Genomic DNA, 24,084 nt, shown 5'->3' on the forward strand with positions numbered 1-24,084 from the left:
GACGTCACTTCCGCGTGACCAGCACCCGGTAATCCCCCTTCTGATCCGCCCCCGCGACCTTGATCTTCACCCCTGTCCTGGAGTCCTTGAAGGTCTCGCCCGGGGTGAACGCGGCGTCGGAGAGTTCCGCCTGGACGTTCGGGCTGCGGGTGCAGCCGCCGCTGTCCTTGGTGGCGTCCTCGACGGTGATCGGGCCGCGGCCGGTGTCGACGTCGGCGTCGATCCGGTAGACGAGGACGCCGGGCCGGCACACCGCCTCGTCGTTGCCCTCGTGCGTGCGGACCTCGATCGCGAACCCCGTCTTCGCGCTGAGCGGTACGAAGACGAGCTTCAGGCCTCCCTTGAGGCCGAGCGGGGACAGGGTGTGTTCGCTCGTGCCGTGCGCCGACGCGCAGCTGACCTGGTCGTCGTCGAGCCAGCCCAGCTTCCACTTGTGCCAGCCGAGGAGGTCGTTGCCGGCGCCCCAGTCCTCGCTCATGATGTCCCAGTGGCCGACGGCGCCGCCGCCGTCCTGGGTGTAGAGGTCGGGCAGGCCGAAGGTGTGGCCGTTCTCGTGGGGCAGTACGCGGTAGCCGGTCTCGGCGTAGGAGCCAGAGCCGTCGTCCTGGCGGCTGTACACGAACGACGCGTTGGAGACGTGGACGCCGTCGGCGACGGGCGCCTCGTGGTTGCCGGCGAAGGTCACGGACAGCACGGTGTCCAGGGCGGAGGGGCCCGCGTTCGGGGTGACCAGGACGTTGATCAGGTCGTAGTCGCGGAAGTCCACGTCCGGGTCGGCCTTGGCCACGATGTCGTCGACCAGGTCGCGGTAGCCGGGGTCGAACGGGGCGCCCCGTGCTATCCCGTACTCGGCGAACGTCTTCGGCATGCGCAGCCAGTGTTTGATCGGCGCCTCCGCGCGGTAGTCGAGCTTCCCGTACGAGGCGGTGCGGAACCAGTCCTTGGTCTGCGGGAAGAACTCGCCGAGGCGGTCGAGCGCGGTGCCCTGGCCGGGGGCGTCGGAGAAGTCGACCATGAGGTTCAGGGCGTGGACGGTGCCCGTGGAGCGGGCGTAACCCGGCTGTGTGGGCACGCCTTCCGACATCTGTACGCCCAGTGCGCCCTGGATCATGCAGGGGTTCAGCGCGGCCGGGCGGGACAGGGACGCGGAGCCCGAGCCGGACGGGGACGGGGACTGTTCTATGAGGCGGCCCGTACTCGCAGACGTGGTGATGGCGAGGGCCACAGCGGTGAGCCCCGCGAGCCCCGCGCTGCGCCGGGCCCTGCGTATGCGCTGCCGCAATGAGATCGCCTCACCCTCGGTCCCCGGCAGTCCCGGAAGCGGGCTGCGTCCTTCGATCACCCTGTGACGGGGTGTGCCGGGCCGCTCGTTGAGTGCGCCGATCGTGGGGTTTTCGGCGATGTGGCTCAGGTCACACGAATGGCGGGAAATAACCGGGGAGGCCCTCCCCGTTTAGCCCTGTGTCCGCAGGAAACGGGGACTCACTCCCCGGAATGAGCGGACCACGGAGAATGACCGCAACGTCCGCCGGAAGGAGCCAGAACCGTGAGTGCCGCAGCCACCACCGCACCCGCGACGGGGAAGCGCGTGCCCAAGCCGCGCGCCGACGCCCTGCGCAACCGGGAGAGGATCGTCGCTGCCGCTCGCGAGATGGTCGTCGAGTTCGGGGCCGAGGTGCCGATCGACGAGATCGCCCGCCGCGCGGGCGTCGGAAACGCCACGGTCTACCGGCACTACGCGGACCGCGCCGACCTGCTCCGGCACGTCGTCCTCTCCGTCATGGACAGCGTCACCGAACACGCCGAACGGGCGCTCGCCGTCGCGGACGCCGACCCGGACGCCTCCTTCGGAGCGCTGCGCACGTTCGTGCACGCGGCCGCCGACGAGCGGATCGGCGCCCTGTGCCCGATGCTCACGGCCGGCTTCGACAAGGACCATCCCGATCTGCTGGCCGCCCGCGACCGGCTCGAGGCCGGCACCGAGGGCCTCATGGAGCGGGCCCGCGCGGCCGGGCAGCTGCGCACCGACATCGCCGTCGGAGATCTGATGGTCGCCCTCTCCCAGCTCACCAGGCCCCTGCCCGGCATCGCCTGCCTGGACATCGACCGCTTCGTCCACCGTCATCTGCAGCTGTTCCTCGACGGCCTGATGGCACCGGCCCGCTCGGAGCTTCCGGGTGCGCCCGCGACTCTGGAGGACCTCCGGCAGGCCTGATCCACCCACGCCCCGCCGCAGTCGGGCAGTCGGCTCGCCGGCTCGTCGGCGGAGCCCTCATACGTCTTCAGCAGCTTCCGTAACACCCGATATTTCACGCTTATTCGAGACTTGGAGTGCCGTCGTGGCTACCCCCTTGCCAAAAATAGATCTGCCCAAGGCAGACCCCATGCGCTGGAAGGCACTCGTCTTCATCGCGCTCGCCCAGCTGATGGTCGTGCTCGACGCGACCATCGTGAACATCGCCCTGCCGTGGGCCCAGAAGGACCTCGGCATCTCCGACGGAAACAAGCAGTGGGTCATCACGGCCTACGCGCTCGCCTTCGGCGGACTGCTCCTGTTCGGCGGCCGCATCGCCGACATGTGGGGCCGTAAGCGGACCTTCGTCACCGGCCTGCTCGGCTTCGCCTTCGCGTCCGCGCTCGGCGGCGCGGCCCAGGGCGAGGCCATGATGCTCGGCGCCCGCGCCCTCCAGGGTGTGTTCGGCGCGCTGCTCGCGCCCGCCGCGCTCTCCCTGCTCGCGGTGATGTTCACCGATGCCAAGGAGCGCGCCAAGGCGTTCGGCATCTACGGTGCGATCGCCGGTGGCGGCGGCGCCGTCGGCCTGATCCTCGGCGGCTTCCTCACCGAGTACCTGGACTGGCGCTGGACGTTCTTCGTCAACATCCCGTTCGCGATCATCGCGGCCGCGGGTGCCTACTTCGTCATCCGTGAGCCGGCCGGTTCCCGTAACCGCTCGTCGCTCGACATCCCGGGCGTCGTCCTGTCGACCCTCGGCCTGGTCTCCCTGGTCTACGGCTTCACGCGCGCCGAGTCCAACGGCTGGTCCGACGCCACGACGGTCGGCCTGTTCGTGGCCTCCGCCGTGCTGCTGCTCGGGTTCGTCTTCACCGAGTCCAAGGTCCGCTCGCCGCTGCTGCCGCTGCGCGTCCTGCTCGACCGCAACCGCGGCGGCGTCTACATGTCGCTCGGTCTCGCCGTCATCGCGATGTTCGGCCTGTTCCTCTTCCTGACGTACTACCTCCAGGTCGTCCGCGGCTACTCGCCGGTGACCACCGGCTTCGCGTTCCTGCCGATGATCGTCGGCATGATCACGGGCTCCACGCAGATCGGCGCCCGGCTGATGACGCGGGTCCCCCCGCGGCTGCTCATGGGCCCCGGCTTCCTGGTCGCGGCGCTCGGCATGCTGCTCCTGACGCAGCTGGAGATCGACTCCTCGTACCCGTTCCTGATCCTGCCGGCGCAGCTGCTGCTGGGCCTCGGCATGGGTACGGCGTTCATGCCCGCCATGTCCATGGCCACGCACGGTGTCGAGCCGCGTGACGCCGGTGTCGCCTCCGCGATGGTCAACACCTCGCAGCAGGTCGGCGGCGCGATCGGCACGGCCCTGCTGAACACGATCGCCGCGTCGGCGACCACCGCCTACGTCGCCTCGCACGCGGCCGGAGCCACCGACGCCAAGCTCCTCCAGGCGCAGGCCATGGTGAACGGCTACACCCACGCCATCTGGTGGGCCGTCGGCATCCTGGCCGTGGCGGCCACGATCGCCCTCACCCTCATCACCACGGGTGTCCCGGGCAGCGCCGCCCCGAAGGCCTCCGGTTCCACGGAGGACGCGCAGGACGAGGTGCAGATCCCGGTGATCGCGCACTGACGCGCACTGACGCGTACGGACCCCGAAGCGGATTCGGGGCGCTACCGGAGCCAGGGGAGATCCGCCCCTGCCTCCTTCGGCTGAAGTCCCTCGGCGACGATCCTCATGATCTCGCCGAGGGACTTCTGCTGTTCCGGGGAGAGCCGGTCGAAAAGCGCCTGCCGCACGGCGGTGACATGACCGGGCGCCGTCCGCGCCAGGACCTCGTACCCCTCGTCCGTGAGGCACGCCAGCTGGCCGCGCTTGTCGGACGGGCAGTCCTCGCGGCGCACCCAGCCGTTCTTCTCCAGGCGCGCGACGGCGTGCGAGAGACGGGAGCGGGTGATCTTCGCGTTCATCGCCAGCTCGGTCATGCGCAGGCGGCGGCGCGGCGCCTCGGAGAGCTGGACGAGCAGCCCGTAGTAGATGTGCGGCATGCCCGCGTCCCGCTGGAGCTGGCGGTCGAGGTGGTCCTCCAGCAGCGTGGTCGCATGGAGATACGCCTGCCAGGTGCGCTGTTCCTCGTCCGTGAGCCAGCGAGGGGCTTGGGTGGGTGCCGTCGTCATGGGGTCCACTGTACGTACCTCCTTCTTGAAGATTAAACAATCTGGTACTACTCTGTCAGTACAGCTTGAGGTTTCAAGTAAATCGTTCCGGGGTCCCGTCATCCAGGAGTGTCGCCATGCGTATGCCCGCTCTCTATCTCAGCCACGGCGCGCCGCCGCTCGCCGACGACGACCTGTGGACCGGTCAGCTCGCCGCGTGGTCGGCCGAACTGCCGCGCCCCAGGGCCGTCCTGATGGTCTCCGCGCACTGGGAGGAGGCCCCGCTCGCCCTCGGCGCCACCGAGACGGTGCCGCTCGTCTACGACTTCTGGGGCTTCCCCGAGCACTACTACCAGGTGCGGTACGAGGCCCCCGGGGCCCCCGAACTGGCAGATTCCGTACGGAAATTGCTGCACGGCCCCGGCACCCCGGTCCAGGACATCCCGGACCGGGGCCTCGACCACGGGGCATACGTCCCGCTCGTCGAGATGTACCCGGGAGCCGACATCCCGGTCCTGCAGATCTCCATGCCGACGCTCGACCCGCAGAAGCTGATGGACATCGGGCGCAGGCTCGCGCCGCTGCGGGACGAGGGGGTCCTGATCGTCGGCTCGGGCTTCTTCACGCACAACCTCGCCGCGCTGCGGCAGGGCGGGATCCCGGCCTGGTCCGCCGAGTTCGACGACTGGGGGCACCGCGCCCTGGAGAGCGGCGACGTGGATGCCCTGCTCGACTTCACCCACAAGTCCCCGGCCGGGCAGCTCGCCCACCCGCGCACGGAGCACTTCGCCCCGCTGTTCGTGACGATGGGGGCGGCCGACGCCTTCGGCGGGCTGGACCGGCAGCGGAGCGTGATCGACGGGTTCTGGATGGGGCTCGCCAAACGGTCGGTGCAGTTCGGCTAGGTGCCGCTCGGTCAGGTGCCGCCGTCGACCGGGCGCTCGTACCAGGCCACGTCCCAGTAGCGGCCGAACTTGCGGCCGACCTCGCGGTACGTGCCCACGTAGGTGAAGCCGAATCGGGTGTGCAGACGGGCCGAGGCCTCGTTGGGCTGGGTGATGCCCGCGTACGCGCGGTGGACGTCCTCGCCCGCGAGCGCCTCGAAGAGCGCCTTGTAGAGCAGGGTGCCGATGCCGCGGCCGCCCGCGTCGGGCGCGCAGTAGACGCTGACCTCCACCGAGGTGTCGTACGCCGCCTTCGGGCGGAAGGGGCCCGAGGTCGCGTAGCCGAGGATGCGGCCGGAATCGCGCTCGTGGGCAACCAGCAGCCGGTGCCGGCCGTCTTCAAGGTGGGAGAGCAGCCACGGACGGCGCTCCTGCGGGGTGAAGGCGGCCGTGTCGAAGGTGATCGGCGTCTCACGCACATAGTGGTTGTAGAGGTCGGTGAGCGCGTCGAGGTCTGCTTCGACGCCGGGCCTGACCAGCACTTCTGTGGACTCCGTCACCTCGTGGACCTCCCGGTATCCGGCCAATGGCGGCACAGGGTACTGCATGATCACGAAAATCGATGGTCAGCTTGGGAATTCTGTCCGGATTCCAGTCGTTGTTTCCATCGGATGCGGGGCACCCGGGAGGGTGTGCCTGGCACCCAACAGGACCACAGGACCTGTCCACCGCAGGCCCCCGCCCACCATCGCAAGGGAGCACGCATGGCAACCCGTGCCGTCGCCCGTCGTAAGTCCGCCGCCTCCGGCGAGACCGACGGCGCACGCAGTGTTCGCGCCGTAGGCGGCGAGATCGCCGACCGCGACCTGGTCGGCATGTACCTCGACGAGATCGCGCGTACACCGCTGCTGGACGCCGCCAAGGAAGTCGAACTTTCCCAGACCATCGAGGCGGGCGTGTACGCCCGGCAGATCCTCGACGGCGAGGCGGAGAGCGAAGCCGCGGGCAAGGCGTCCCGCGAGGAGCTCGAAGCGCTCGTCGCCGCGAGTGAGCGGGCCAAGGACGTCTTCATCAAGTCCAATCTGCGTCTGGTCGTGGCCGTCGCGCGCCGTTACCCGAGGAGCGGTCTCCCGCTCCTCGACCTCATCCAGGAGGGGAACGCGGGCCTGGTGCGCGCGGTCGAGAAGTTCGACTACCGCAAGGGCTTCAAGTTCTCCACGTACGCGACGTGGTGGATCCGTCAGGCCATCACGCGCTCGATAGCCGACCAGTCGCGCACGATCCGGCTCCCCGTCCACCTGGTGGAGGAGCTGGGCCGCATCCGGCGCGTGCAGCGCGAGTTCAACCGGAAGAACGGGCGGGACCCCGAGCCCGAGGAGATCGCCGCCGAGCTCGAATCCAAGCCCGAGCGCGTCGTCGACGTCCTGGACTGGGCCCGCGACCCGGTCTCGCTGAACATGCCGGTGGACGACGAAGGCGAGACCCAGTTCGGTGACCTCCTGGAGGACACGTCCGCCGTGTCGCCCGAGCAGTCCGTCCTCACGCTGCTGCGCAGCGAGGAGCTGGACGACCTCATCGGACACCTCGACCAGCGCACGGCGTCCATCATCAAGATGCGGTACGGGATCGACGACGGCCGCGAGCGCACGCTCACGGAGGTCGGCAAGGAGCACGGGCTGACCCGCGAGCGGATCCGGCAGATCGAGAAGCACGCGCTTCTCGAACTGAAGAAGCTGGCTCGGGACACCGGGTTCGATGCCGCAGCGTGAGGTTCCGGGGGCGCTGCCCCCGGGCCCCGGCGTCCCTCGTCCTCAAGCGCCGGACGGGCCGGATTTCACCGGCCCGTCCGTGGCGCGGGCGAGACGACTGCTCAACTCCCTCAGATAGTCCGCCAGTTGGTCCGGCCCGTGCACCGTGAACTCGCAGTCCACCAGCGCGAGCCGCAGCGCCAGCCACTCCACCGAGTCGGTCGCCGTCGCGCGCAGCCGGCACGTTCCGTCGGGCTGCGCCTCGGGCGCGCCGAGCGCCGAGGGCAGCCGCGCCACCACGAAGTCCGCCGGCGCTTCGAACGTCACATCGATGTCGTACGAGGGCCGGCCGCGCCCTGACATGGAGCGCCGCAGATACTCGGCCGCGTCCCCCGTCGGCAGCTCCCGCGGAGCGAACCGGGCACCCGTGGCGAACGGCTCCGCGACCCGGTCCACGCGGAAGGTGCGCCAGTCGTCCCGGTCTATGTCGTACGCCACCAGATACCAGCGCCGCCCCGTCGACACCATCCGGTACGGCTCCGTCAGACGGCGTGACTCGGTGCCGTCGCCCGAGCGGTAGCGGAACCGCAGCCGCTCCTGCCCCGCCGTCGCCGACGCGAGGACCGTGAGCGTCTCCGTCGCGATGGACGCCCCGTCCCCGCCGGTCAGCGGCATCGTGGCGGCCTGGAGCGTGGCGACCCGGTGCCGCAGGCGCGAGGGCAGCACCTGTTCCAGCTTGGCGAGCGCCCGTACGGACGCCTCCTCCACGCCCTCGACGGCGTGCCCGGCGCCGGCCCGCAGGCCGACCGCGATGGCCACCGCCTCCTCGTCGTCCAGGACCAGCGGCGGCAGCGCCTTGCCCGCGACCAGGCGGTAACCGCCCTCCGCGCCCATCGACGCCTGCACGGGATAGCCGAGGTCCCGAAGCCGGTCCACGTCCCGGCGGACCGTGCGCCGCGAGACGCTCAGGCGCGCGGCCAGCTCGCCGCCGGGCCACTCGCGCGGGGTCTGGAGCAGAGAGAGCAGTTGGAGCAGCCGGGCCGGGGTGTCGGTGGTCATGGTGCGTCCCCTCTCGTTCGCGTCTCGTTGCCGTGCCCGCCGCGCTCGCGGCGCCCTCGCTTCCGGCTTTCGCCGCGCATTCGTTATCGGGAGATTCCAGGGTGCGCGCCATGTAGGACACGCTGTGTCCTACATGGCTCCTAGTCTTCCCGTATGACTTCACCCGTGACCACCCCCGACAGGCGACGCTGGTTCGCCCTGGCCATCGTCATGACCGCCGCCTTCATGGACCTGGTCGACGTGACGATCGTCAATGTCGCGATCCCGTCGATCCAGCGGGACGCGGGCGCCACCTTCAGCCAGATCCAGTGGATCACCGCCGGGTACGCGCTCGCGTTCGCCGCGGGCCTGATCACCGGCGGACGGCTCGGCGACATCTACGGCCGCAAGCGGCTCTTCCTGATAGGGATCGCCGGCTTCACGCTCGCCTCGGCGCTCTGCGGCTTCGCCGCGAACCCCGAGATGCTGGTCGCCTCGCGCATCCTCCAGGGCGGCATGGCCGCGATGATGGTGCCGCAGGTCCTGTCGATCGTGCACGCCACGTTCCCGGCGGAGGAGCGCGGCAAGGTCTTCGGCCTCTTCGGCATGATCGTCGGCCTGGGCGCGGTCTCGGGCCCGCTGCTCGGCGCCCTGCTCACCGAGTGGAACCTGTTCGGTCTCGAATGGCGCCCGATCTTCCTGATCAACCTGCCGGTCGGCATCGCCGGACTGCTCCTCGGCCGCAAGTTCATCAGCGAGTCCAAGGCACCGCGCGCCCTCAAGCTCGACCTCGTCGGCGTCGTCCTGGTCACGCTCGGCCTGCTGATGCTGCTCTACCCGCTGACGCGCGGCCGCGAGCTCGGCTGGCCCGTGTGGGGTTTCGTGGTGATGGCGGCCAGCGTCCTCGTCTTCGGCGCCCTCGTCGCGTACGAGAAGTACAAGACGCGGCGTGACGGTTCGCCCCTGGTCGAGCTGTCGCTGTTCAAGGTGAAGAGCTTCGCGGCCGGTATCGCCGTGCAGGTCGTCTTCGGTGTCGCGCTCGGCGTGTTCTTCCTGGTGTGGACGCTGTACATGCAGGTCGGCCTCGGGTGGACGGCGCTGCACGCGGGCCTGACCGGCGTGCCGTTCTCCATCTCCGTGTCGGCGGCGGCCGGAATCTCCGTACAGAAGCTCGTGCCGAAGTTCGGGCGCAAGGTGCTCCAGACCGGCGCGCTGGCGATGATGACCGGAGTGCTGCTCTACATCTGGGAGGCCGGGCGTTACGGCTCCGGGATCACGTCCTGGCAGATGGCGCTGCCGCTCGTCGTGATGGGCGTCGGCATGGGCCTCATCGTCGCCCCGCTGACCGACGCGGTGCTCTCCGACGTGCCGCGCGAGCACTCCGGTTCCGCGTCCGGCCTGATCAACACCACGCAGCAGATGGGTACGGCGCTCGGGCTGGGTCTGGTCGCCGTGGTGTTCTTCGGGACGATCGACGACCACCTCGTGCCGGCCGAGGCCGGGCACGCGTTCATCGACGCGTTCCGCAACTCGCTCTGGTACGTCGGCGGCGTGCTTGCCGTGATCTTCCTGCTGATGTTCGCGCTGCCGGGGCGGCCCGCGCAGCACGTCGAAGGGGGCGCGCAGGACGCGGACCCGGAGGCCGGGCCGGTGGAGAAGGCGCCGGAACTGGTGTAGTTCCCGCGGGACTTCGAGCGGGCGGGCCCTCGCGCTGCGGCGCGGGGGCCCGCCCGTCCGTCGTTCAGTCCGCCGAGCGGATCTCCGCGCGGCTCGCCGTCGTGTCCAGGGTCTGGAGGACCTGGCGCGGATCGCCGCCCCGGACGACCGCCGAGCCGATGTCCTCGCGGATCGCGGCCCGCACGTCGGGCCAGGACGCCTGGTTCACCGGCTGGAACTCGGCCCGCGGCATCTGGTCGATGAACTTCCACAGCGGGCGCTGCGCGGGGTCGGAGCGCAGGGAGTCCGACGCGGAGGCCGTCACGGGCAGCGCCGCCTGACCGCCCCCGTACGTCCGTGCCGACTTACGGCTGTAGAGGTACGTCAGGAACTCGCCGCACTCGGCCTTGTGGCCGTTCTGGTCGAACGCGAGCAGCCAGTCGCTCAGCCCGACCGGTGCCGCCGCGCCCCCGTCCCGCTGCGGGAACGCTGCGTGCGCGTAAGGGACCTTCGCCTGGTCGGCGGCGCCGATCAGGACCGGGTGGGCGATCATCATGCCGATCTGCCCGCGCAGGAACTGCCCGTACGCGGCCGTCCGGTCGAGGAGCTGCGGCGCGGCGCCCGCCAGGCCCTCGCCGACGAGGCGGTCGCGCAGCCAGGTCAGCGTCTCGATGTTGCTGGTGGTCGCGAAGTCGTAGCCGGTGACGCTCGCGTAGGTACCGCCGCCGGCCAGCAGCCAGGCGAGCGCCTCGTCCTCGGCGGCCTCGGGGCCGAGCTGGAGCCCGTACGGCGTCTGCACGCCGATCGCCTTCAACGCCTTGGCCACGGCGTGCAGTTCGTCCCACGAGGTGGGCGCCGAGACGCCCGCCCGCTCGAACAGCTTCGTGTTGTAGAAGAGGCGCGGCGTGCTCGCCATGAACGGGATGCCGTACTGGACGTAGTGGGCCGTGCCCGCCTGCGTGAACGCCTGCGTGAAGTCGGCCTGCGTGGGGATGTCGAAGAGCTCGGACACCGGGTAGAGCTTGCGCTGTTCGGCGAACGTCGCGAAGACGTTGGACTGCGCGATGTCCGGCGCCTTGCCGTCCTTCACCCGCTGGGCGAGGGTCCGGTCCAGCTTCGCGAACGGGATCCGCTCCACCTGGACCGTGACGTCCGGCTTCACCTTCTTGTACGCCTTGACGACCTGGTCCCACTGGTCGCCGATCGAGGATCCGACGCTCTCGTCGTAGCTCGCCACCATCAGCTTCAGGGAGGCCTTCGACGAGCCGGAACCGCAGCCGCTGAGCCCGTAGGCCGCGGCACCGGTGAGCCCGGCCGCCTGAAGAAGGAAACGTCGCCGCCGCACTGCTCTCGCCCACCCCTTGGTTGCACGCCAGGTCGGTGGCAGATTCTGCCACATAGGCATACCATGACTTCATGCCCGGTAGCTCGACGACTGAGACGCTGACGGAACGACGTAAGGCCGCCACGCGCCTCGACATCGCCCGCACGGCGGCGGCGCTCTTCGTGGAGGACGGCCTGCGCGCCACCCGCGCCGAGGACATCGCCCGCGCGGCGGGGGTCGCCCCGCGCACCTTCTACCGCTACTTCGCGACCAAGGAGGAAGCGGTCGCCCCGCTCTTCGCCGCGGGAGCCCAGCAGTGGGCGGAGGCCGTTCGCGACGCCCCGGCCGCACTGTCCGTGCCCGAGGCGCTGCGGCACGCGGTCGCTCGATCGCTCACCGCGGACGACGCGGCGAACGTGGAATCCCTGGAGTGGGTCAGGTCCCTGCTGCGCATGGCGGCGGAGAGCCCGGCGCTGCGAGCGGTGTGGGGCACCGCCTGCCACGCGTCGGAGGCGACGCTGCTCGCGGTGCTTGTGGAGCGGGCGGGGGCGATCGCCTCGGGTGCCTCGGGTGCCTCGGGTGCCTCGGATGGCGCTGTTGGCGCTGATGGTGCCGGTGGTTCCGATGACTCCGGCCCTCCTCAGGCCCTCGCCTCGCTCGCCCTGCGGATGACCGCCGGGGTCGCCTGCACGGCCGTTCGCGTAGGCGTGGAGACCTGGGCCGCGAGCGACGCCCCGGCGGACGGCGAGCTCGGGCCCGCGGCGCTCGCCGCGCGCTGCCTCGCGTCGCTGGGCGACTTCCCGTGGGCCCCCGCCTGACCCCCCGTCCACGCCCGCACCCCTCGAACTCCCCTGTTCCACCCTCGACTTCTTCTGGAGCAACCATGAACGACCTCACCGGCAAGACCGTCCTCGTCACCGGCGGAGCCCGCGGCATCGGCGCCGAGATCGCGCGCCGGGCCGTCGAGGCCGGTGCCAACGTCGTCGTCACCGATGTCCTGGAGGACGAGGGCAAGGCCCTCGCCGCCGAGCTCGGCGACCGCGCCCGCTTCATGCGGCACGACGTGACGTCGGAGGAGGACTGGACGGCCGCCGCCGCGTTCGCCACCGCCGAGTTCGGCGGGATCGACGGCCTGGTCAACAACGCGGGCATCTCCACCGGTCAGCCCCTGGAGACGGAGACTGTCGAGCACTTCCGCAAGGTCCTCGACATCAACCTCACCGGCGTCTTCATCGGCATGAAGACGGCCATCAACGCGATGAAGGACAACGGCGGCGGCTCCATCGTCAACATCTCCTCCGCCGCCGGCCTCATGGGCCTCGCCCTCACCGGCTCCTACGGCGCCTCCAAGTGGGGCGTGCGCGGCCTGACCAAGCTCGCCGCGGTGGAGCAGGGCACGGCGAAGATCCGCGTGAACTCCGTCCACCCCGGCATGATCTACACCCCGATGACGGCCCAGCTCGGCATCCAGCAGGGCGACGGGGGCTACCCGAACACCCCGATGGGCCGCGTCGGCGAGGCGGACGAGATCGCCAAGGCGGCCGTGTTCCTGCTCTCGGACGACTCCTCGTACGTGACCGGCGCCGAGCTCGCCGTGGACGGCGGCTGGACCACGGGCCCGACGGTCAAGTACGTGATGGGCCAGTAGGCGCCCAGGCACCCCGAAGGGTCCGGTCCTCGGTGAGGGGGCCGGTCCTTTTGCCTGGCGGGTGGGACGTCTGCGGTAAACGGGCGTGTACGCACCGGAGCGTCAGCAGGAGATCCCCCGCGCTCGCCGACTCCGCCGCACACGGGCCGGGTCATTTCGCCGGAACCGTGTCACTCGGGCCGAATGTCGTTCAGACTGTCGACGATAATCACGGACGACGGCTGCGCGGGCGCAGGCACCTGAATGAGAATGGGAATGTAGGCAATATCGCCGTTTCTGAATTCGGCCTTCGCCGAAAACCGGTAGCACACGATCGCGTTCGGACTGCTGCGCGTCGCATAGCACTGAAGCGTCGACTTCTCCGGCGCGGCCTGCGACTTCTGTGACAGGGAACCTGATTCACCCGCTGATGCGCTCCATTCACCGAGCGCCAAACAGCAGGTGGCCGCGGCTATCACGCCGACACTCCGCAATGCTGCCTTCTTCATCCTCATCACCCCGAAAGCTGCGAGTGAACTGAGTTGTTCCATCGTCGCATGCCGACAAGGGACGCGCGAGGTGCTTCGGTCCCGTCGCACGTGAAAGGCAGTCGAGGACTCCGACTTGATTTCGGCCCGCTGCATGGCGCGGCCGGCCGCGCCATGCACGGCGGCATCTTCGTGGTCCTGAAGGGGGTGCGGAGGTCCGCCCCCGAGGGTGCGGCGGGCGGGACGGGTGACGCGTCCGCGGTGAGGGAGAACGAGCCGCAGATGCCGGTAGCCGCCTGACAGTTCGGAACTGTCCGCTCATGCGAGATACGTCACGGTCCGGGATCAAAGTCCCGGACTGTGGTGTTGACTGGGCCCATGCCTGAGCACGTGTCGTTCTTCCAGCAGATTGGCGTGGCGTTCCTCGCGGCCGCCACCGTGGTGTGGGTGGTCGGTCTCGTCCGGCTGGTCCGCCATGTGGGCTGGGGCACCGAGCAGCCCCTCGCCTCGCTGCCGAGGCAGGGCGGGCCGCCCGCTCTGGAGTCCGTGCCGCTGACGCCGGACGAGCGCGACGCTTTCGCGGGACTGGTACGGCAGTTCAGCCGCCGTTAGCTGTCGTCAGCACGCCGGCCGGGGGCTGACGGCGGCTAGCCGCAGCTGGGGCGGGAGCGGTCGGTGGCGCGGCGCTTCATCGCCGCGCGGGCCTCGTCCTGCGTGGCGTACACCTCGCACATGTGACGGCCGTCCGGCGTCGCCGTGTGCTCGATCTCCCAGAGGCTGATCTCGCTGCCGTCGTGCAGCAGGAACGCGTGCTCGTACAGCGTGAATCCGAGGCGCGGGCGGCCGAACGCCTGCGTGATCTGGTGCGCGCACGCGGTGAGCAGGAGACCGGCCGTGCCGGGTCCCGGGCGATCCTGGTTCTCCGCACGGCGCAGCAGGCGGCGGGCGTGGTCCGCCGAGCCGTCGGCCGCGTAACTGCGGCGCGGCTCGGGGACCGACGGGAGCTGGGGCGGGAGCGGCAGCTCGAAGTCGGGGGCGGACTCGCGGGGCAGCGGGAGGCGGTCCGTCGCCAGGCGCAGGTCGTCCTCCGAGGTGTACACCTCGTGCTGCGTTCCCCGGCCGGGCATCGTGTTGTGGACGAGCTCCCAGAGGGTGAGCGCGCTGCCGTCCACGAGCAGCCACGTGTGCCGGTACGTCTCGCGGTGCAGGCCCGCGCTGTGGTGGGCGGAGTGCAGCGAACTGTCGTACGCGAGCGCGCAGTCGAGGCGGTCGAGCGCCTCGTCGGGCAGCTCGAAGGAGTTCAGCGCCCGGCCCAGCAGGCGTCCGAGGTGCTCATCCGGCTGGTGCGTGCCCTCCGGCTGCTGCGACTCGTGCGACTCGGGTGGCTCGTACGCTGCGGTGTCGTACGGAACGCTCAAGGCATCTCCCGGCGTTGCTACATGTCACCTTGTGGGTGCATACCGTAGCCCCTAGGTCGGACATCATGTCCTCGAAATCGGAAACGAGCGGGCCGCGCGGGGAAGTTCCCGCGCGGCCCGCTCTCGTGCCTGCCTTTTTCGGCGGCCCGCTGCTCGGGCGCCGGCCTTCGGCGGGCGCCCGTGGGGCTCAGGGCGGGCTCAGGCCGCGCTGCCCGCCGTCCACTGGCTCCACGACATGTTCCAGCCGTTGAGGCCGTTGTCGGGCGCGATGGTGGTGTCGGGGGAGTGCTTGACGGTCACCACGTCACCGATGAGCGAGTTGTCGTAGAACCACTTGGCGATCGTCGCGCCGCCCGCGCCCTGGACGTCCGCGAGGCCGATGCAGCCGTGGCTGGTGCCGGAGCGGCCGAAGGGCGGATTGCCCTTCGGGTACCAGTAGTTGCCGTGGATGAACGTCCCGGACGAGGACAGGCGCATCGCGTGCGGGACGTCGGGGATGTCGTACTCGCCGCCGAAGCCGACCGTCGAACCGTTCATCCGGGTCTGCGTGAACTTCTCCGAGATCACCATCTGCCCGTTGTACGTGGTGTGCTGGGCGCTGCCGGCCGAGATCGGGATCGACTTGACGGTCTTGCCGTCCCGCACGACCGTCATCGTCTGGGTGTTCACGTCGACCGTGGAGACCTGGGAACGGCCCACGGTGAAGGTGACCGTCTTGTTCTGGACGCCCGTCACGCCGTTCGCGCCCTCCACGCCGTCCAGGTCGATCCTCATCGTGACCTTGGAGCCGGCCTTCCAGTACTCCTGAGGGCGGAAGTCGAGCCGCTGCGCGCCGAACCAGTGGCCCACGATCTGCTGGCCGCTGCTGGAGGAGACCGTGATGTGCGACTGCACGGCCTTCTTGTCCGTGATCGCCTTGTCGAACGTGAACGAGACCGGCATGCCGACGCCGACCGTGGTGCCGCCGTCCGGCGTGTACGTGCCGATGAAACTGCCCGACGTGGTGACCGTCGTGAAGATCGAATTAGCGGCGGCGGGGCGGCCCTCGGAGTCCTTCGCGGTGGCCGAGATGCGGTACTTCGTCCCCCGCTCCAGCTGTTCCTCGGGCTTCCACGCCGAGCCGTCGGCGCTGAGCGAGCCGGGCACGGTCTTCCCGCTGTCGGGCTCCGTCATCGTCACGTCGGTGAGCTTGCCGGACTTGACCTTCACGCCCGTCGCGTTGATGGACGCGCCCGTCGAACCGTCCTTGGCCGAGATCGTGATTTGAGCGGAGGACGAACCCTTGTCCTTGCTGTCGCCGTACTTGCCGTCCGTGTTCTCCGCGTCGGCGTTGCCGCTGCAGGCGGTGAGCGCGAGCGCGCCGACGGCCGTGGCCACCAGGACCCGCCGCGCGGTGCGCCTGCGGCCCCGCTCGCGCTGCCGGGGATGCTGCAGGTGCGCGGATGTGTCCGGGGTTGTCACGAGATGCTCCAGGATTCGTCAGTTGCTCCAGTGTGGATAGAGAGGGCGAACTGACCGTAAAGGTTCCTTCGGGCCGATGTGAACGGAGACACAAGTCACGTCAGGAACCGGGTGGGTCGCCCGCTGCGTGAGCCCTCGGCTCCGCAAGTCGTGGGGCCCCTGGGTGTCCTGGTGCGCCCCGTCCCTCAACTCCCGTACAGATCCCGGTACGAGAGGAACGTCCCGCCCGGCCCCCGCACCGAATCCGCCGTGAGCACCGCCCGCACGATCGCCCGCGTCACCATGTCCGCGCCCGCCGCGAGGATGTCGTTCAGCGCGAGGGGGTTGGCCTCATCCAGCGGGCGGGCGCCGGTCGCGACGGCGAAGACGGTGTCCCCGTCGTTGAGGAGATGCACCGGACGGACGGCGCGCGCGATGCCGTCGTGCGAGGTGCCCGCGAGCTTGTGCGCCTCGGAACGGGTGAGCACCGCGTCCGTGGCGACGACGGCGAGCGTGGTGTTCATCGGTGGCGCCTGCCCGGCGGACTCCTCCTTGGCCCGTGCGATCCGCTCCCGCGCCGCCGCGTGCACCTCGGGCGAGGGGTACGGGTATGGGTGTGGGTGCCGTTCGCCGTTCCCCGAGGAGGTGGGGGCAGGGGCGGAGGCCGAGTCCGGGGCGAAGAGCTGCCCGTAGAGCGCCCCCGTCGCCGGATCGACCGCGGAGCCCACCGCGTTGGCCACGACCAGCGCCGCGACCGTGATGCCCGAGTCGAGCACCGTGCTCGCCGTGCCCACGCCGCCCTTGAGCCCGCCGATCACCGCGCCCGTGCCCGCGCCCACCGAACCCTCCGCGACGGGCGAACCCGGCGCGCAAGTGGCCGCCGCCTCCACCGCCGCACGGCCCGTCGCCGCGTCGGGCCTGGCCCCGAACTCCCCGCCGCGCCCCAGGTCGAAGACGCACGCGGCGGGGACGACCGGCACCACCTCGCGCGGCCCGGCCCCCACCCGCACGCCCCGGCCCTGCTCCTCCAGCCACGCCATGACACCGGACGCGGCGTCCAGGCCGTAGGCACTGCCGCCCGTCAGGGTCACGGCGTCGATCCGCCGGACCACGTTCCGCGGGTCGAGCGCGTCCGTCTCCTTCGTGCCCGGGCCGCCGCCACGCACGTCCACGGCGGCGGTCATCCCGCCCTCGGGCGCGAGCACCACCGTCGTCCCGGTCAGCCAGCCGCCGTCGCCGGTGCGGGTGGCGTGACCGACCCGCAGGCCGGCGACGTCGGTCAGGGCATTGCGCGGGGGTGTCGTCATACGGCATGCGTATCACGTGAGTTGGGCCCCGGGGCCGCCTGCGCGCGGGCCCCGGCGCCTCGGCGAGGACGTCTGGGTGCGCTTCGTCCTCGCGCCCGGCCTGACCGGCGGACGGGAGAACATCGAGCGCGTCGCTGCCTTCACGGACCCCCTCGGCAACGTCTCCCGCGTCGACGTCCTGCCCTTCCACCGGCTGGGCGCGAGGACGAAGCGGCAGGGCCTCGGCAAGCCCTTCCCGCCGCACGACACCCCGACGCCCACCCTCGAGCAGCCGGCCTCGGCCAGGAACATCTTCACGGCGCGCGGCCTCACCAGGGTCGGAACGGCCCGCACCCCGGCAGCCGGCCTCCCGACGGACGTACGCTGGAGGTATGAGCACCGCCCCCGCCCCCGAACCGCGCGATCCGAAGAACGCGCTGGTCTTCGACGATCCGCTGAGCACGCAGTCCTCGGACGACACGGACCGAGGGTGGGGTGAGCGGCCCACCACCGGCGGTGACAGCGCCGCCGACCTGGCACGCTTCCTCGACGAGAAGCCGCCCCACCACCTCTGAGCCGCGGCTACGGCTCGCTGTGCCCAGAGCCGCGCTGCGCCACCAGGGCGTCGCGGATCTCCTTCAGGACCTCCAGCTCGGACAGCTCGACGACCTCCGCGGCGCCTTCCTTCGCGGCATCCCGGGCCGCCTTCTTGGCCAGGTACTTGGCCATCGGCAGCACCATCAGGAAGTACACGACCGCGGCCGTGATCAGGAACGTGAGCGTGGCGCTGAGCACCGTGCCCCACAGGATCTCGATGCCGTCGTCGCCCGGGCACGTGCCCTTCAGGCACGACTTGTAGCCGTCCAGGTCCTTCGTGCCGAACGCGCCGACCAGCGGGTTGATGACGCCCTTCACGACGGCGTTCACGATGTTGGTGAACGCGGCTCCGATGACCACCGCGACCGCGAGGTCGATCACATTCCCGCGCATCAAGAAGGCCTTGAAGCCCTCCCACACACTCGGCTTCTTCTTCGCGCTCACCAGAAGGCCTCTCTTCACTTGTGCAGGACGTGGAGCAAACAGCTCCGCAACCTACGGCAGCGCCTGGCGGGCCTGTCCAATTCGCCCACCCGAACGAGGGAGTTGACTTCGAAACCGTGCGGACCGGCCCGTCCGGGGGCCCGGAAATGATCACCACAGCGTCACCGCCAGCCGCGAGGTGGCACCGGCGCCGGCGAGCCGAGCCGCCGTCGCCCGAGGCACGGACAGCACGACCAGCGCACCACCCTCCGCGACCGCATCGCCGACCGACTCGGGCGACTCCGGCGACTCCGGCGACTCCGGTACGGAGCTGACCCGCGCCCCCGCCGCCACGACCCTGCCCCCTTGGCCACCGGAGCCCTGCCCTTCACCGGCGCCGACTCCGGCCCCTGTGCCCGCCGCCACGACGTCGACCCGGTCGCCCGGCCGCAGCAGCCGCACCGCCGCCGCGTCCGCGATCCGCACCGGCGCGGACACCATCACGACCGACCGCCGCACCCGCTCCCGCCCGGACGGGGACTCCGAGGAGCCCGACCCGGCACCGGACGATCCGGCACCCGACGACCCCGCCCCAGCCGGCCCAGCCCCTGAAGGCCCCGCCACCACCACCGCCGCCGTGACGGCGAGCCCCGCGGCGAGCGCCCGCCGCCGGTGCCGGCTCGCGCCGCGCGCCCGCCAGCGCCCGCCGTGCACCCGCAGCGGCGCGAAATGCGGGACTTCGCACGTCGGGGGAGTGCTGAACGGGGACATGGGCGACCACCACCTGGATCGAGAGGCATCGAAAGTCTCGGAGCGCGACGCAAGCTCGAAAGCTCGCCTCGCGCTCCACGATCCAGGCCCGCTTCGATTCCTGCTGAGGCCCGTGTACTACTCGCCGGTTGCGGACAACTCCCTCACCCGAAGGTGAAGTTCAGCCACTCTCCCTGCCGGGTCACGGCAGCACGATCCCCGGATCCATCCCCCCGAGCGCCTCCCTGCACGAGCAGTCCCGCTCGCCCTCCGCCGGCAGCTCCGCCACCGCGTCGAAGAGCACCGCCCGCAGCCGGTCCACATTGGCGGCGAAGACCTGGAGGACCTCTTCGTGCGAGACGCCCTCGCCCGACTCGGCGCCCGCGTCGAGGTCGGTGACCAGGGTCAACGACGTGTAACAGAGCTCGAGTTCACGCGCGAGCATCGCCTCGGGGTGGCCGGTCATGCCGACCACCGACCAGCCCTGGGAGGCGTGCCAGAGGGACTCGGCGCGGGTCGAGAACCGCGGCCCCTCGACCACGACGAGCGTCCCCCCGTCCACCGGCTCCCAGTCGCGTCCGCGCGCCGCCTTCACGGCGGCCCGACGCCCGGCCGGGCAGTACGGGTCGGCGGGCGACACGTGCACCACGTTCGGCACACTCCCGTCCGCCAGCGGCTCCCCGTCGAAGTACGTCTGCGCGCGGGCCTTCGTCCTGTCCACGAACTGGTCGGGCACCAGGAGTGTCCCCGGTCCGAACTCGGGCCGGAGCCCGCCCACGGCGCACGGGCCGAGAACCTGCCGGACGCCCACTGAGCGCAGGGCCCAGAGGTTGGCGCGGTAGTTGATGCGGTGCGGCGGCAGATGGTGGCCGCGGCCGTGGCGGGGCAGAAAGGCGACCTTCCGGCCCGCGATCTCGCCGAGGAGGAGCGAGTCGCTCGGCGCTCCGTAAGGGGTGTCGACCTGGACCTCGGTCACGTCGTCCAGGAACGAGTAGAAGCCGGAGCCGCCGATGACCCCGATCTCGGCCGTGACCTGTGTGTTCGCCTTGTTCGCCGTGCCCGGGACTGTATTCGCCATGTCCGGCACAGTATCCGCCCGGGAACGCCGAGAACCCTGTCGTCGCAGGACGACAGGGTTCCGTAAGAACTTGGCCGGAGCGGCCGAGCGGCCTTAGGCGGCGGAAGAGCTCGAGGACGAGCTCGAAGAAGAAGACGAAGCGGAGGCCGAGGACGTCGACGCGGAGGACGACTTGGAGTCCGAGGACGAAGACTTCGTGTCCGGGGTCGACTTCGCGGACGACGACGCCGGCGAGCTGCTCGACGAGGAGCCGCGGCTGTCGTTGCGGTAGAAGCCCGATCCCTTGAAGACGATGCCGACCGCCGAGAACACCTTCTTGAGGCGTCCGTCGCAGCTGGGGCACACGGTCAGGGCGTCATCGGTGAACTTCTGCACCGCCTCGAGGCCCTCGCCACACTCGGTGCACTGGTACTGGTACGTCGGCACTTGCTTCCTCCTGGCACTCTCACTCGATGAGTGCTAACGATCGTCCATATTAACCCGTGACAGACGCTGAACGGAGTAACGTACGTCACCTGTCTCCGGACGGCGGTCAGGGCTTGACCGTCATGAGGGCCTTTACGCCTGAGTGAGGAGCTGCTTGGCGGCGGAGTCACAGTGACGTATTCCGCGAAGAAAAAAGAATGCTGTCACATCTCACCGATCGCGACAGGATCGCGATGGGCCACGCCGCGCGTGACTACTTTGGTCACGCGCGGCGGCACCAGCCGCGAACGCAGGGCCGCGAGGAGCAGCACGGCGAGCACCGTGCCGCCCATCGGGACGAGGAATCCGGCGCCGTCCCAGAGGCGGTCCTCCAGCTGGCCGGCGACCGTGACGGCCGCTGCCTGGCCGAGCGCGACCGCCCCCGTGAGCCACGTGAAGGCCTCCGTGCGGGCGGTCGGCGGGACCAGCTTCTCGACGAGCGTGTAGCCCGTGATCAGGGCCGGGGCGATGCACGTGCCCACCAGCAGGCCGACCCCGGCGAGCAGCAGCACCGACTGCGCGGCCCAGAGGCCGGAGGCGGTCACGGCGAGCGCGGTGTAGGCGAGCAGGAGGCGGCGCTGCGGCGCGATCTTCCAGGCGACGGCTCCGCAGACGATGCCGGAGAGCATGTTGCCCGCGGCGAACGTCCCGTAGAGGACACCGTTCAGGCCGGGCTCGCCGATCGACTCGGTGAAGGCGGCCAGGGCGACCTGCATGCCGCCGAAGACGGAGCCGATGCCGAGGAACGCCACGATCAGGACGCGCACTCCGGGGATCCGCAGCGCGGAAACGTGCTCCACGCGTGCGTGGACCTCGCCGGTGGTGCGGGAGGGCTGGGGCTGCGTGCCCCGCTGCGCGGCAAACAGGAGGCCGCCCACGAGCGTCAGGGACGCCTCGGTGACAAGACCGGCGGCGGGGTGCACGCCGGTGCACAGGGCGGTCGCGAACAGCGGGCCGAGGACGAACGTGAACTCGTCCGTGACCGACTCGAAGGCGGCGGCCGTGGTCATGAGGGGTGAGCCCTGGAGCTTGACGCCCCAGCGGGCCCGCACCATGGGACCGATCTGCGGGGTGGAGGCGCCGGTCGGGACCGCCGCGACGAACAGGGTCCACAGGGGGGCGTCGGTGAGCGCGAGCACCGTCAGCAGGAGCACGGACGCCGTGTGCAGCAGGACGCCGGGCACGAGGACGGCGCGCTGCCCGAAGCGGTCGGCGAGCTTGCCCGCGAAGGGGGCGAACAGCGCCATGGAGACGCCGGTGGTGGCGGAGACGGCGCCTGCTGTCCCGTACGAGCCGGTGGTGTGCTGCACGAGCAGGACCGTCGAGATGGTGAGCATCGCGAACGGCTGCCGGGCGGCGAAGCCGGGGAGCAGGAACGTCCAGGCGCCGCGGGTGCGCAGCAGCCGGCCGTATCCGGGACGCTTGTCGGTGACCGTGGCCGAGTGATTCTCTGGCACGGCCCTTGCCTTTCTGCCGCCTGGTAGCGCTGCCCCGGTAGGGGTGTGCGCCGAGAGCCGTCCTCATGCGCCGGGAACCGAGTGATACCGGGGTCCGCGCCAGGAGGGCCTGGGCCATGCAGGGTATGCAAGGGAACCGCGGCCGCTTTGCGGTCGCGCCGGCTCTACATCAGGCAGAGTCGGTGGAACTTCAAGTGTGTACCGACCATGCTAACGGCCGGACGGGCCGCTTTCTTCCGCGTAGCGGAACTTCATCCACCGGCCATCGACCCGCCATCCGCCCGCCGGCGCCCTCCCTGAGCCCGGCACCCCCGCTCTCCGTGTACGCGCTACGGCGCTAGTGCGCCCGCCGTGGGCGTCCCGGGCCGCCCTTTCCCGCCAGCCATCCGGCGAGCTTGCCGCCCTGTGCCACGGCCCGCAGCCGGGCCTCGGCCTCGTCCCGTACCTGGTCCGTCGCGACCACGAGCAGTTCGTCACCGTGCCGCAGGACGGTCGTCGGCAGCGGTACGAAGGACTGCTTGTCGCGCACCACGAGCGTGACGGCGGCGCCCGGGGGCATCCGCAGCTCGCTGACCTCGACGCCGTGCATCCGGGATTCCTTGGGGATCGCCACGGACAGCAGATGTCCGCGCAGCCTCTCCAGGGGCGCCGACTCGATGCCGAGGTCGGCGGCGGGAGCGGAGTCGCTGCCGAGCCGCAGTTTCCGGGCGAGCCAGGGCAGCGTGGGTCCCTGGACGAGCGTGTAGACGACGACGAGCACGAAGACGATGTTGAAGATCCGGGTGCTGTCCTCGACGCCGTTCACCATCGGGATGGTCGCCAGGATGATGGGCACCGCGCCGCGCAGGCCGGCCCAGGACATGAGGGCCTTCTCCTGCCAGGGCATGCGGAACGGCAGAAGGCTGACGACGACCTCCACGGGGCGGGCCACCATTGTCAGCACGAGGCCGATGACGATCGCGGGCCATGCGTCGTCCACGAGGTCGTGCGGGGTGACGAGCAGGCCGAGCAGGACGAACATGCCGATCTGTGCGATCCAGCCGAGCCCTTCGGCGAAACCGCGGGTGGCGGGCCAGTGCGGCAGTTTCGCGTTTCCGAGGACCATCGAGGCGAGGTAGACGGCGAGGAATCCGCTGCCGTGGGCCATGGCTCCGGCGGCGTACGCGGTGACGGCGATGGCCATGACGGCGATCGGGTAGAGGCCGGAGGCGGGCAGCGCGACGTGCCGCAGGCCGAAGGAGCCGAGCCAGCCCACCGCGATCCCGATCGCGGCGCCGATCGCGAGTTCGAGGGTGATCTCGCCGAGGAGGGTGTACCAGTGCTCGATGGGCCCCGCCGTGGAGAAGGCCACCACCAGGATCACCACAGGGGCGTCGTTGAAGCCGGACTCGGCCTCCAGGACGCCCGTCACGCGGGACGGCAGCGGCACCTTGCGCAGCACGGAGAAGACTGCCGCGGCGTCCGTCGAGGACACCACCGCGCCGATGATGAGCGCATGCCGCCACTCGAGCCCCACGACGTAGTGCGCTCCGGCGGCCGTCACGCCCACGCTGATGGCGACGCCGACCGTGGACAGCATGACGGCGGCCGGCAGCGCCGGTTCGATCTCTTTCCACTTCGTGCCGAGGCCGCCCTCGGCCAGGATCACGACGAGGGCCGCGTAGCCGATGACCTGCGTCAGCTCGGCGTTGCTGAACGACACGTTGCCGACGCCGTCCTGACCCATCGCCACCCCGATGCCGAGGTAGAGGAGCAGGCTGGGCAGACCGCTGCGCGAGGAGATGCGCACGGCCGCGACGGCGATCAGCAGGACCAGCGAACAGACGAGCAGGAGCTGGTTGAGGTGGTGGACAGTCAGGGGCTGTTTCCTTCCTCCGAAGGCCGTACGGGGTGGCCCGTACGGGTGCACGGGACGCTGCGGAACGACCAGGTACTTCGTTACCTTACCTAATCGTTAACGCTTTCTTGACGCCCTCCAGGGTGACCTCGGGCGGGTTGGGGCCCCGGGTTCT

Annotated in this window: 24 protein-coding genes; 9 read left to right on the plus strand and 15 right to left on the minus strand. The window is 70.6% G+C overall.

The features are described from left to right. Positions 1-4: 4 nt before the first annotated feature. Positions 5-1,282: a M6 family metalloprotease domain-containing protein gene (locus ACZ67T_RS12490; protein WP_469983524.1), complete on the minus strand. Its 1,278-nt coding sequence runs from the start codon at positions 1,280-1,282 to the stop codon at positions 5-7. A 264-nt stretch (positions 1,283-1,546) separates the two neighbouring features. Between ACZ67T_RS12490 and ACZ67T_RS12495 the strand changes: the two genes are divergently transcribed. Both ACZ67T_RS12495 and ACZ67T_RS12500 read left to right on the plus strand, forming a co-directional pair. After that, positions 1,547-2,215: a TetR/AcrR family transcriptional regulator gene (locus ACZ67T_RS12495; protein ID WP_469983525.1), complete on the plus strand. Its 669-nt coding sequence runs from the start codon at positions 1,547-1,549 to the stop codon at positions 2,213-2,215. 169 nt (positions 2,216-2,384) lie between these two features. Continuing rightward, the gene (locus ACZ67T_RS12500; RefSeq protein ID WP_469983784.1) at positions 2,385-3,869 is read left to right on the plus strand and encodes an MFS transporter; all 1,485 of its coding nucleotides are present in this window, start codon (positions 2,385-2,387) and stop codon (positions 3,867-3,869) included. A gap of 41 nt (positions 3,870-3,910) precedes the next feature. Here ACZ67T_RS12500 and ACZ67T_RS12505 read toward each other — a convergent pair whose 3' ends face one another. Continuing rightward, a complete protein-coding gene (locus tag ACZ67T_RS12505; RefSeq protein WP_453773746.1) occupies positions 3,911-4,414 on the minus strand; it encodes a MarR family winged helix-turn-helix transcriptional regulator in 504 nt (167 codons plus the stop codon). A gap of 116 nt (positions 4,415-4,530) precedes the next feature. On the opposite strand from ACZ67T_RS12505, the gene ACZ67T_RS12510 reads away from it, so the two are divergent. Then, on the plus strand, positions 4,531-5,298 hold the full coding sequence (locus tag ACZ67T_RS12510) for a dioxygenase family protein (protein WP_469983526.1): 768 nt from the start codon (positions 4,531-4,533) through the stop codon (positions 5,296-5,298). Positions 5,299-5,309: 11 nt separating this feature from the next. Here ACZ67T_RS12510 and ACZ67T_RS12515 read toward each other — a convergent pair whose 3' ends face one another. Next, entirely contained in the window at positions 5,310-5,885 is a 576-nt protein-coding gene (locus tag ACZ67T_RS12515; RefSeq protein ID WP_469983527.1) for a GNAT family N-acetyltransferase, read from the minus strand. Positions 5,886-6,041: 156 nt separating this feature from the next. Between ACZ67T_RS12515 and ACZ67T_RS12520 the strand changes: the two genes are divergently transcribed. Further along, positions 6,042-7,046, plus strand: coding sequence for a sigma-70 family RNA polymerase sigma factor (locus ACZ67T_RS12520; protein WP_469983528.1), 1,005 nt, complete (start codon positions 6,042-6,044; stop codon positions 7,044-7,046). A gap of 42 nt (positions 7,047-7,088) precedes the next feature. Here the strand turns inward: ACZ67T_RS12520 and ACZ67T_RS12525 are convergent, their stop codons facing one another. Further along, positions 7,089-8,084 carry a helix-turn-helix transcriptional regulator gene (locus tag ACZ67T_RS12525; protein WP_469983529.1) on the minus strand — a complete coding sequence of 332 codons (996 nt, stop codon included), beginning with the start codon at positions 8,082-8,084 and terminating at the stop codon, positions 7,089-7,091. A gap of 153 nt (positions 8,085-8,237) precedes the next feature. Between ACZ67T_RS12525 and ACZ67T_RS12530 the strand changes: the two genes are divergently transcribed. After that, entirely contained in the window at positions 8,238-9,740 is a 1,503-nt protein-coding gene (locus ACZ67T_RS12530; protein WP_469983530.1) for an MFS transporter, read from the plus strand. Positions 9,741-9,804: 64 nt separating this feature from the next. Here ACZ67T_RS12530 and ACZ67T_RS12535 read toward each other — a convergent pair whose 3' ends face one another. Beyond that, positions 9,805-11,064, minus strand: coding sequence for an ABC transporter substrate-binding protein (locus tag ACZ67T_RS12535; RefSeq protein WP_469983531.1), 1,260 nt, complete (start codon positions 11,062-11,064; stop codon positions 9,805-9,807). Between the two features lie 71 nt (positions 11,065-11,135). On the opposite strand from ACZ67T_RS12535, the gene ACZ67T_RS12540 reads away from it, so the two are divergent. Both ACZ67T_RS12540 and ACZ67T_RS12545 read left to right on the plus strand, forming a co-directional pair. Further along, entirely contained in the window at positions 11,136-11,861 is a 726-nt protein-coding gene (locus tag ACZ67T_RS12540; protein WP_469983532.1) for a TetR/AcrR family transcriptional regulator, read from the plus strand. 65 nt (positions 11,862-11,926) lie between these two features. After that, a complete protein-coding gene (locus ACZ67T_RS12545; RefSeq protein ID WP_469983533.1) occupies positions 11,927-12,691 on the plus strand; it encodes a glucose 1-dehydrogenase in 765 nt (254 codons plus the stop codon). A gap of 170 nt (positions 12,692-12,861) precedes the next feature. On the opposite strand, the gene ACZ67T_RS12550 is transcribed toward ACZ67T_RS12545, so the two are convergent. Continuing rightward, positions 12,862-13,179 carry a hypothetical protein gene (locus ACZ67T_RS12550; protein ID WP_469983534.1) on the minus strand — a complete coding sequence of 106 codons (318 nt, stop codon included), beginning with the start codon at positions 13,177-13,179 and terminating at the stop codon, positions 12,862-12,864. Positions 13,180-13,536: 357 nt separating this feature from the next. On the opposite strand from ACZ67T_RS12550, the gene ACZ67T_RS12555 reads away from it, so the two are divergent. Then, positions 13,537-13,770, plus strand: coding sequence for a hypothetical protein (locus tag ACZ67T_RS12555; RefSeq protein ID WP_469983535.1), 234 nt, complete (start codon positions 13,537-13,539; stop codon positions 13,768-13,770). A gap of 35 nt (positions 13,771-13,805) precedes the next feature. On the opposite strand, the gene ACZ67T_RS12560 is transcribed toward ACZ67T_RS12555, so the two are convergent. The 3 genes from ACZ67T_RS12560 to ACZ67T_RS12570 form a co-directional block, all read right to left on the minus strand. Then, the gene (locus ACZ67T_RS12560; protein ID WP_469983536.1) at positions 13,806-14,576 is read right to left on the minus strand and encodes a DUF6227 family protein; all 771 of its coding nucleotides are present in this window, start codon (positions 14,574-14,576) and stop codon (positions 13,806-13,808) included. A 198-nt stretch (positions 14,577-14,774) separates the two neighbouring features. Next, on the minus strand, positions 14,775-15,956 hold the full coding sequence (locus ACZ67T_RS12565) for a L,D-transpeptidase (RefSeq protein ID WP_469983785.1): 1,182 nt from the start codon (positions 15,954-15,956) through the stop codon (positions 14,775-14,777). 266 nt (positions 15,957-16,222) lie between these two features. Then, on the minus strand, positions 16,223-17,323 hold the full coding sequence (locus tag ACZ67T_RS12570) for a P1 family peptidase (protein WP_469983537.1): 1,101 nt from the start codon (positions 17,321-17,323) through the stop codon (positions 16,223-16,225). 371 nt (positions 17,324-17,694) lie between these two features. On the opposite strand from ACZ67T_RS12570, the gene ACZ67T_RS12575 reads away from it, so the two are divergent. Next, a complete protein-coding gene (locus ACZ67T_RS12575) occupies positions 17,695-17,877 on the plus strand; it encodes a hypothetical protein (RefSeq protein WP_100596104.1) in 183 nt (60 codons plus the stop codon). A 7-nt stretch (positions 17,878-17,884) separates the two neighbouring features. On the opposite strand, the gene mscL is transcribed toward ACZ67T_RS12575, so the two are convergent. The 6 genes from mscL to ACZ67T_RS12605 form a co-directional block, all read right to left on the minus strand. Further along, positions 17,885-18,343: a large conductance mechanosensitive channel protein MscL gene (mscL, locus tag ACZ67T_RS12580; RefSeq protein WP_469983538.1), complete on the minus strand. Its 459-nt coding sequence runs from the start codon at positions 18,341-18,343 to the stop codon at positions 17,885-17,887. Between the two features lie 150 nt (positions 18,344-18,493). After that, positions 18,494-19,093: an RcpC/CpaB family pilus assembly protein gene (locus ACZ67T_RS12585; protein ID WP_469983539.1), complete on the minus strand. Its 600-nt coding sequence runs from the start codon at positions 19,091-19,093 to the stop codon at positions 18,494-18,496. Between the two features lie 181 nt (positions 19,094-19,274). Then, positions 19,275-20,150: an S-methyl-5'-thioadenosine phosphorylase gene (locus ACZ67T_RS12590; RefSeq protein ID WP_469983540.1), complete on the minus strand. Its 876-nt coding sequence runs from the start codon at positions 20,148-20,150 to the stop codon at positions 19,275-19,277. A gap of 93 nt (positions 20,151-20,243) precedes the next feature. Next, entirely contained in the window at positions 20,244-20,576 is a 333-nt protein-coding gene (locus ACZ67T_RS12595; protein WP_469983541.1) for an FmdB family zinc ribbon protein, read from the minus strand. A gap of 203 nt (positions 20,577-20,779) precedes the next feature. Further along, on the minus strand, positions 20,780-22,072 hold the full coding sequence (locus ACZ67T_RS12600) for an MFS transporter (protein ID WP_469983542.1): 1,293 nt from the start codon (positions 22,070-22,072) through the stop codon (positions 20,780-20,782). 337 nt (positions 22,073-22,409) lie between these two features. Further along, entirely contained in the window at positions 22,410-23,981 is a 1,572-nt protein-coding gene (locus ACZ67T_RS12605; protein ID WP_469983543.1) for a potassium/proton antiporter, read from the minus strand. Positions 23,982-24,084 lie beyond the last annotated feature (103 nt).

This window comes from Streptomyces sp. NPDC107517 (assembly GCF_055582645.1).

Excerpts from the sequence above, each read along its gene's own strand:
- ACZ67T_RS12590 (WP_469983540.1), bottom strand. The coding sequence starts at position 20,150 with ATGGCGAATACAGTCCCGGGCACGGCGAACAAGGCGAACACACAGGTC.
- ACZ67T_RS12550 (WP_469983534.1), bottom strand. The coding sequence starts at position 13,179 with ATGAAGAAGGCAGCATTGCGGAGTGTCGGCGTGATAGCCGCGGCCACC.
- ACZ67T_RS12585 (WP_469983539.1), bottom strand. The coding sequence starts at position 19,093 with ATGTCCCCGTTCAGCACTCCCCCGACGTGCGAAGTCCCGCATTTCGCG.
- ACZ67T_RS12510 (WP_469983526.1), top strand. The coding sequence starts at position 4,531 with ATGCGTATGCCCGCTCTCTATCTCAGCCACGGCGCGCCGCCGCTCGCC.
- ACZ67T_RS12530 (WP_469983530.1), top strand. The coding sequence starts at position 8,238 with ATGACTTCACCCGTGACCACCCCCGACAGGCGACGCTGGTTCGCCCTG.
- ACZ67T_RS12575 (WP_100596104.1), top strand. The coding sequence starts at position 17,695 with ATGAGCACCGCCCCCGCCCCCGAACCGCGCGATCCGAAGAACGCGCTG.
- ACZ67T_RS12505 (WP_453773746.1), bottom strand. The coding sequence starts at position 4,414 with ATGACGACGGCACCCACCCAAGCCCCTCGCTGGCTCACGGACGAGGAA.
- ACZ67T_RS12555 (WP_469983535.1), top strand. The coding sequence starts at position 13,537 with ATGCCTGAGCACGTGTCGTTCTTCCAGCAGATTGGCGTGGCGTTCCTC.
- ACZ67T_RS12540 (WP_469983532.1), top strand. The coding sequence starts at position 11,136 with ATGCCCGGTAGCTCGACGACTGAGACGCTGACGGAACGACGTAAGGCC.
- ACZ67T_RS12525 (WP_469983529.1), bottom strand. The coding sequence starts at position 8,084 with ATGACCACCGACACCCCGGCCCGGCTGCTCCAACTGCTCTCTCTGCTC.
- ACZ67T_RS12515 (WP_469983527.1), bottom strand. The coding sequence starts at position 5,885 with ATGCAGTACCCTGTGCCGCCATTGGCCGGATACCGGGAGGTCCACGAG.
- ACZ67T_RS12520 (WP_469983528.1), top strand. The coding sequence starts at position 6,042 with ATGGCAACCCGTGCCGTCGCCCGTCGTAAGTCCGCCGCCTCCGGCGAG.
- ACZ67T_RS12500 (WP_469983784.1), top strand. The coding sequence starts at position 2,385 with ATGCGCTGGAAGGCACTCGTCTTCATCGCGCTCGCCCAGCTGATGGTC.
- ACZ67T_RS12570 (WP_469983537.1), bottom strand. The coding sequence starts at position 17,323 with ATGACGACACCCCCGCGCAATGCCCTGACCGACGTCGCCGGCCTGCGG.
- ACZ67T_RS12545 (WP_469983533.1), top strand. The coding sequence starts at position 11,927 with ATGAACGACCTCACCGGCAAGACCGTCCTCGTCACCGGCGGAGCCCGC.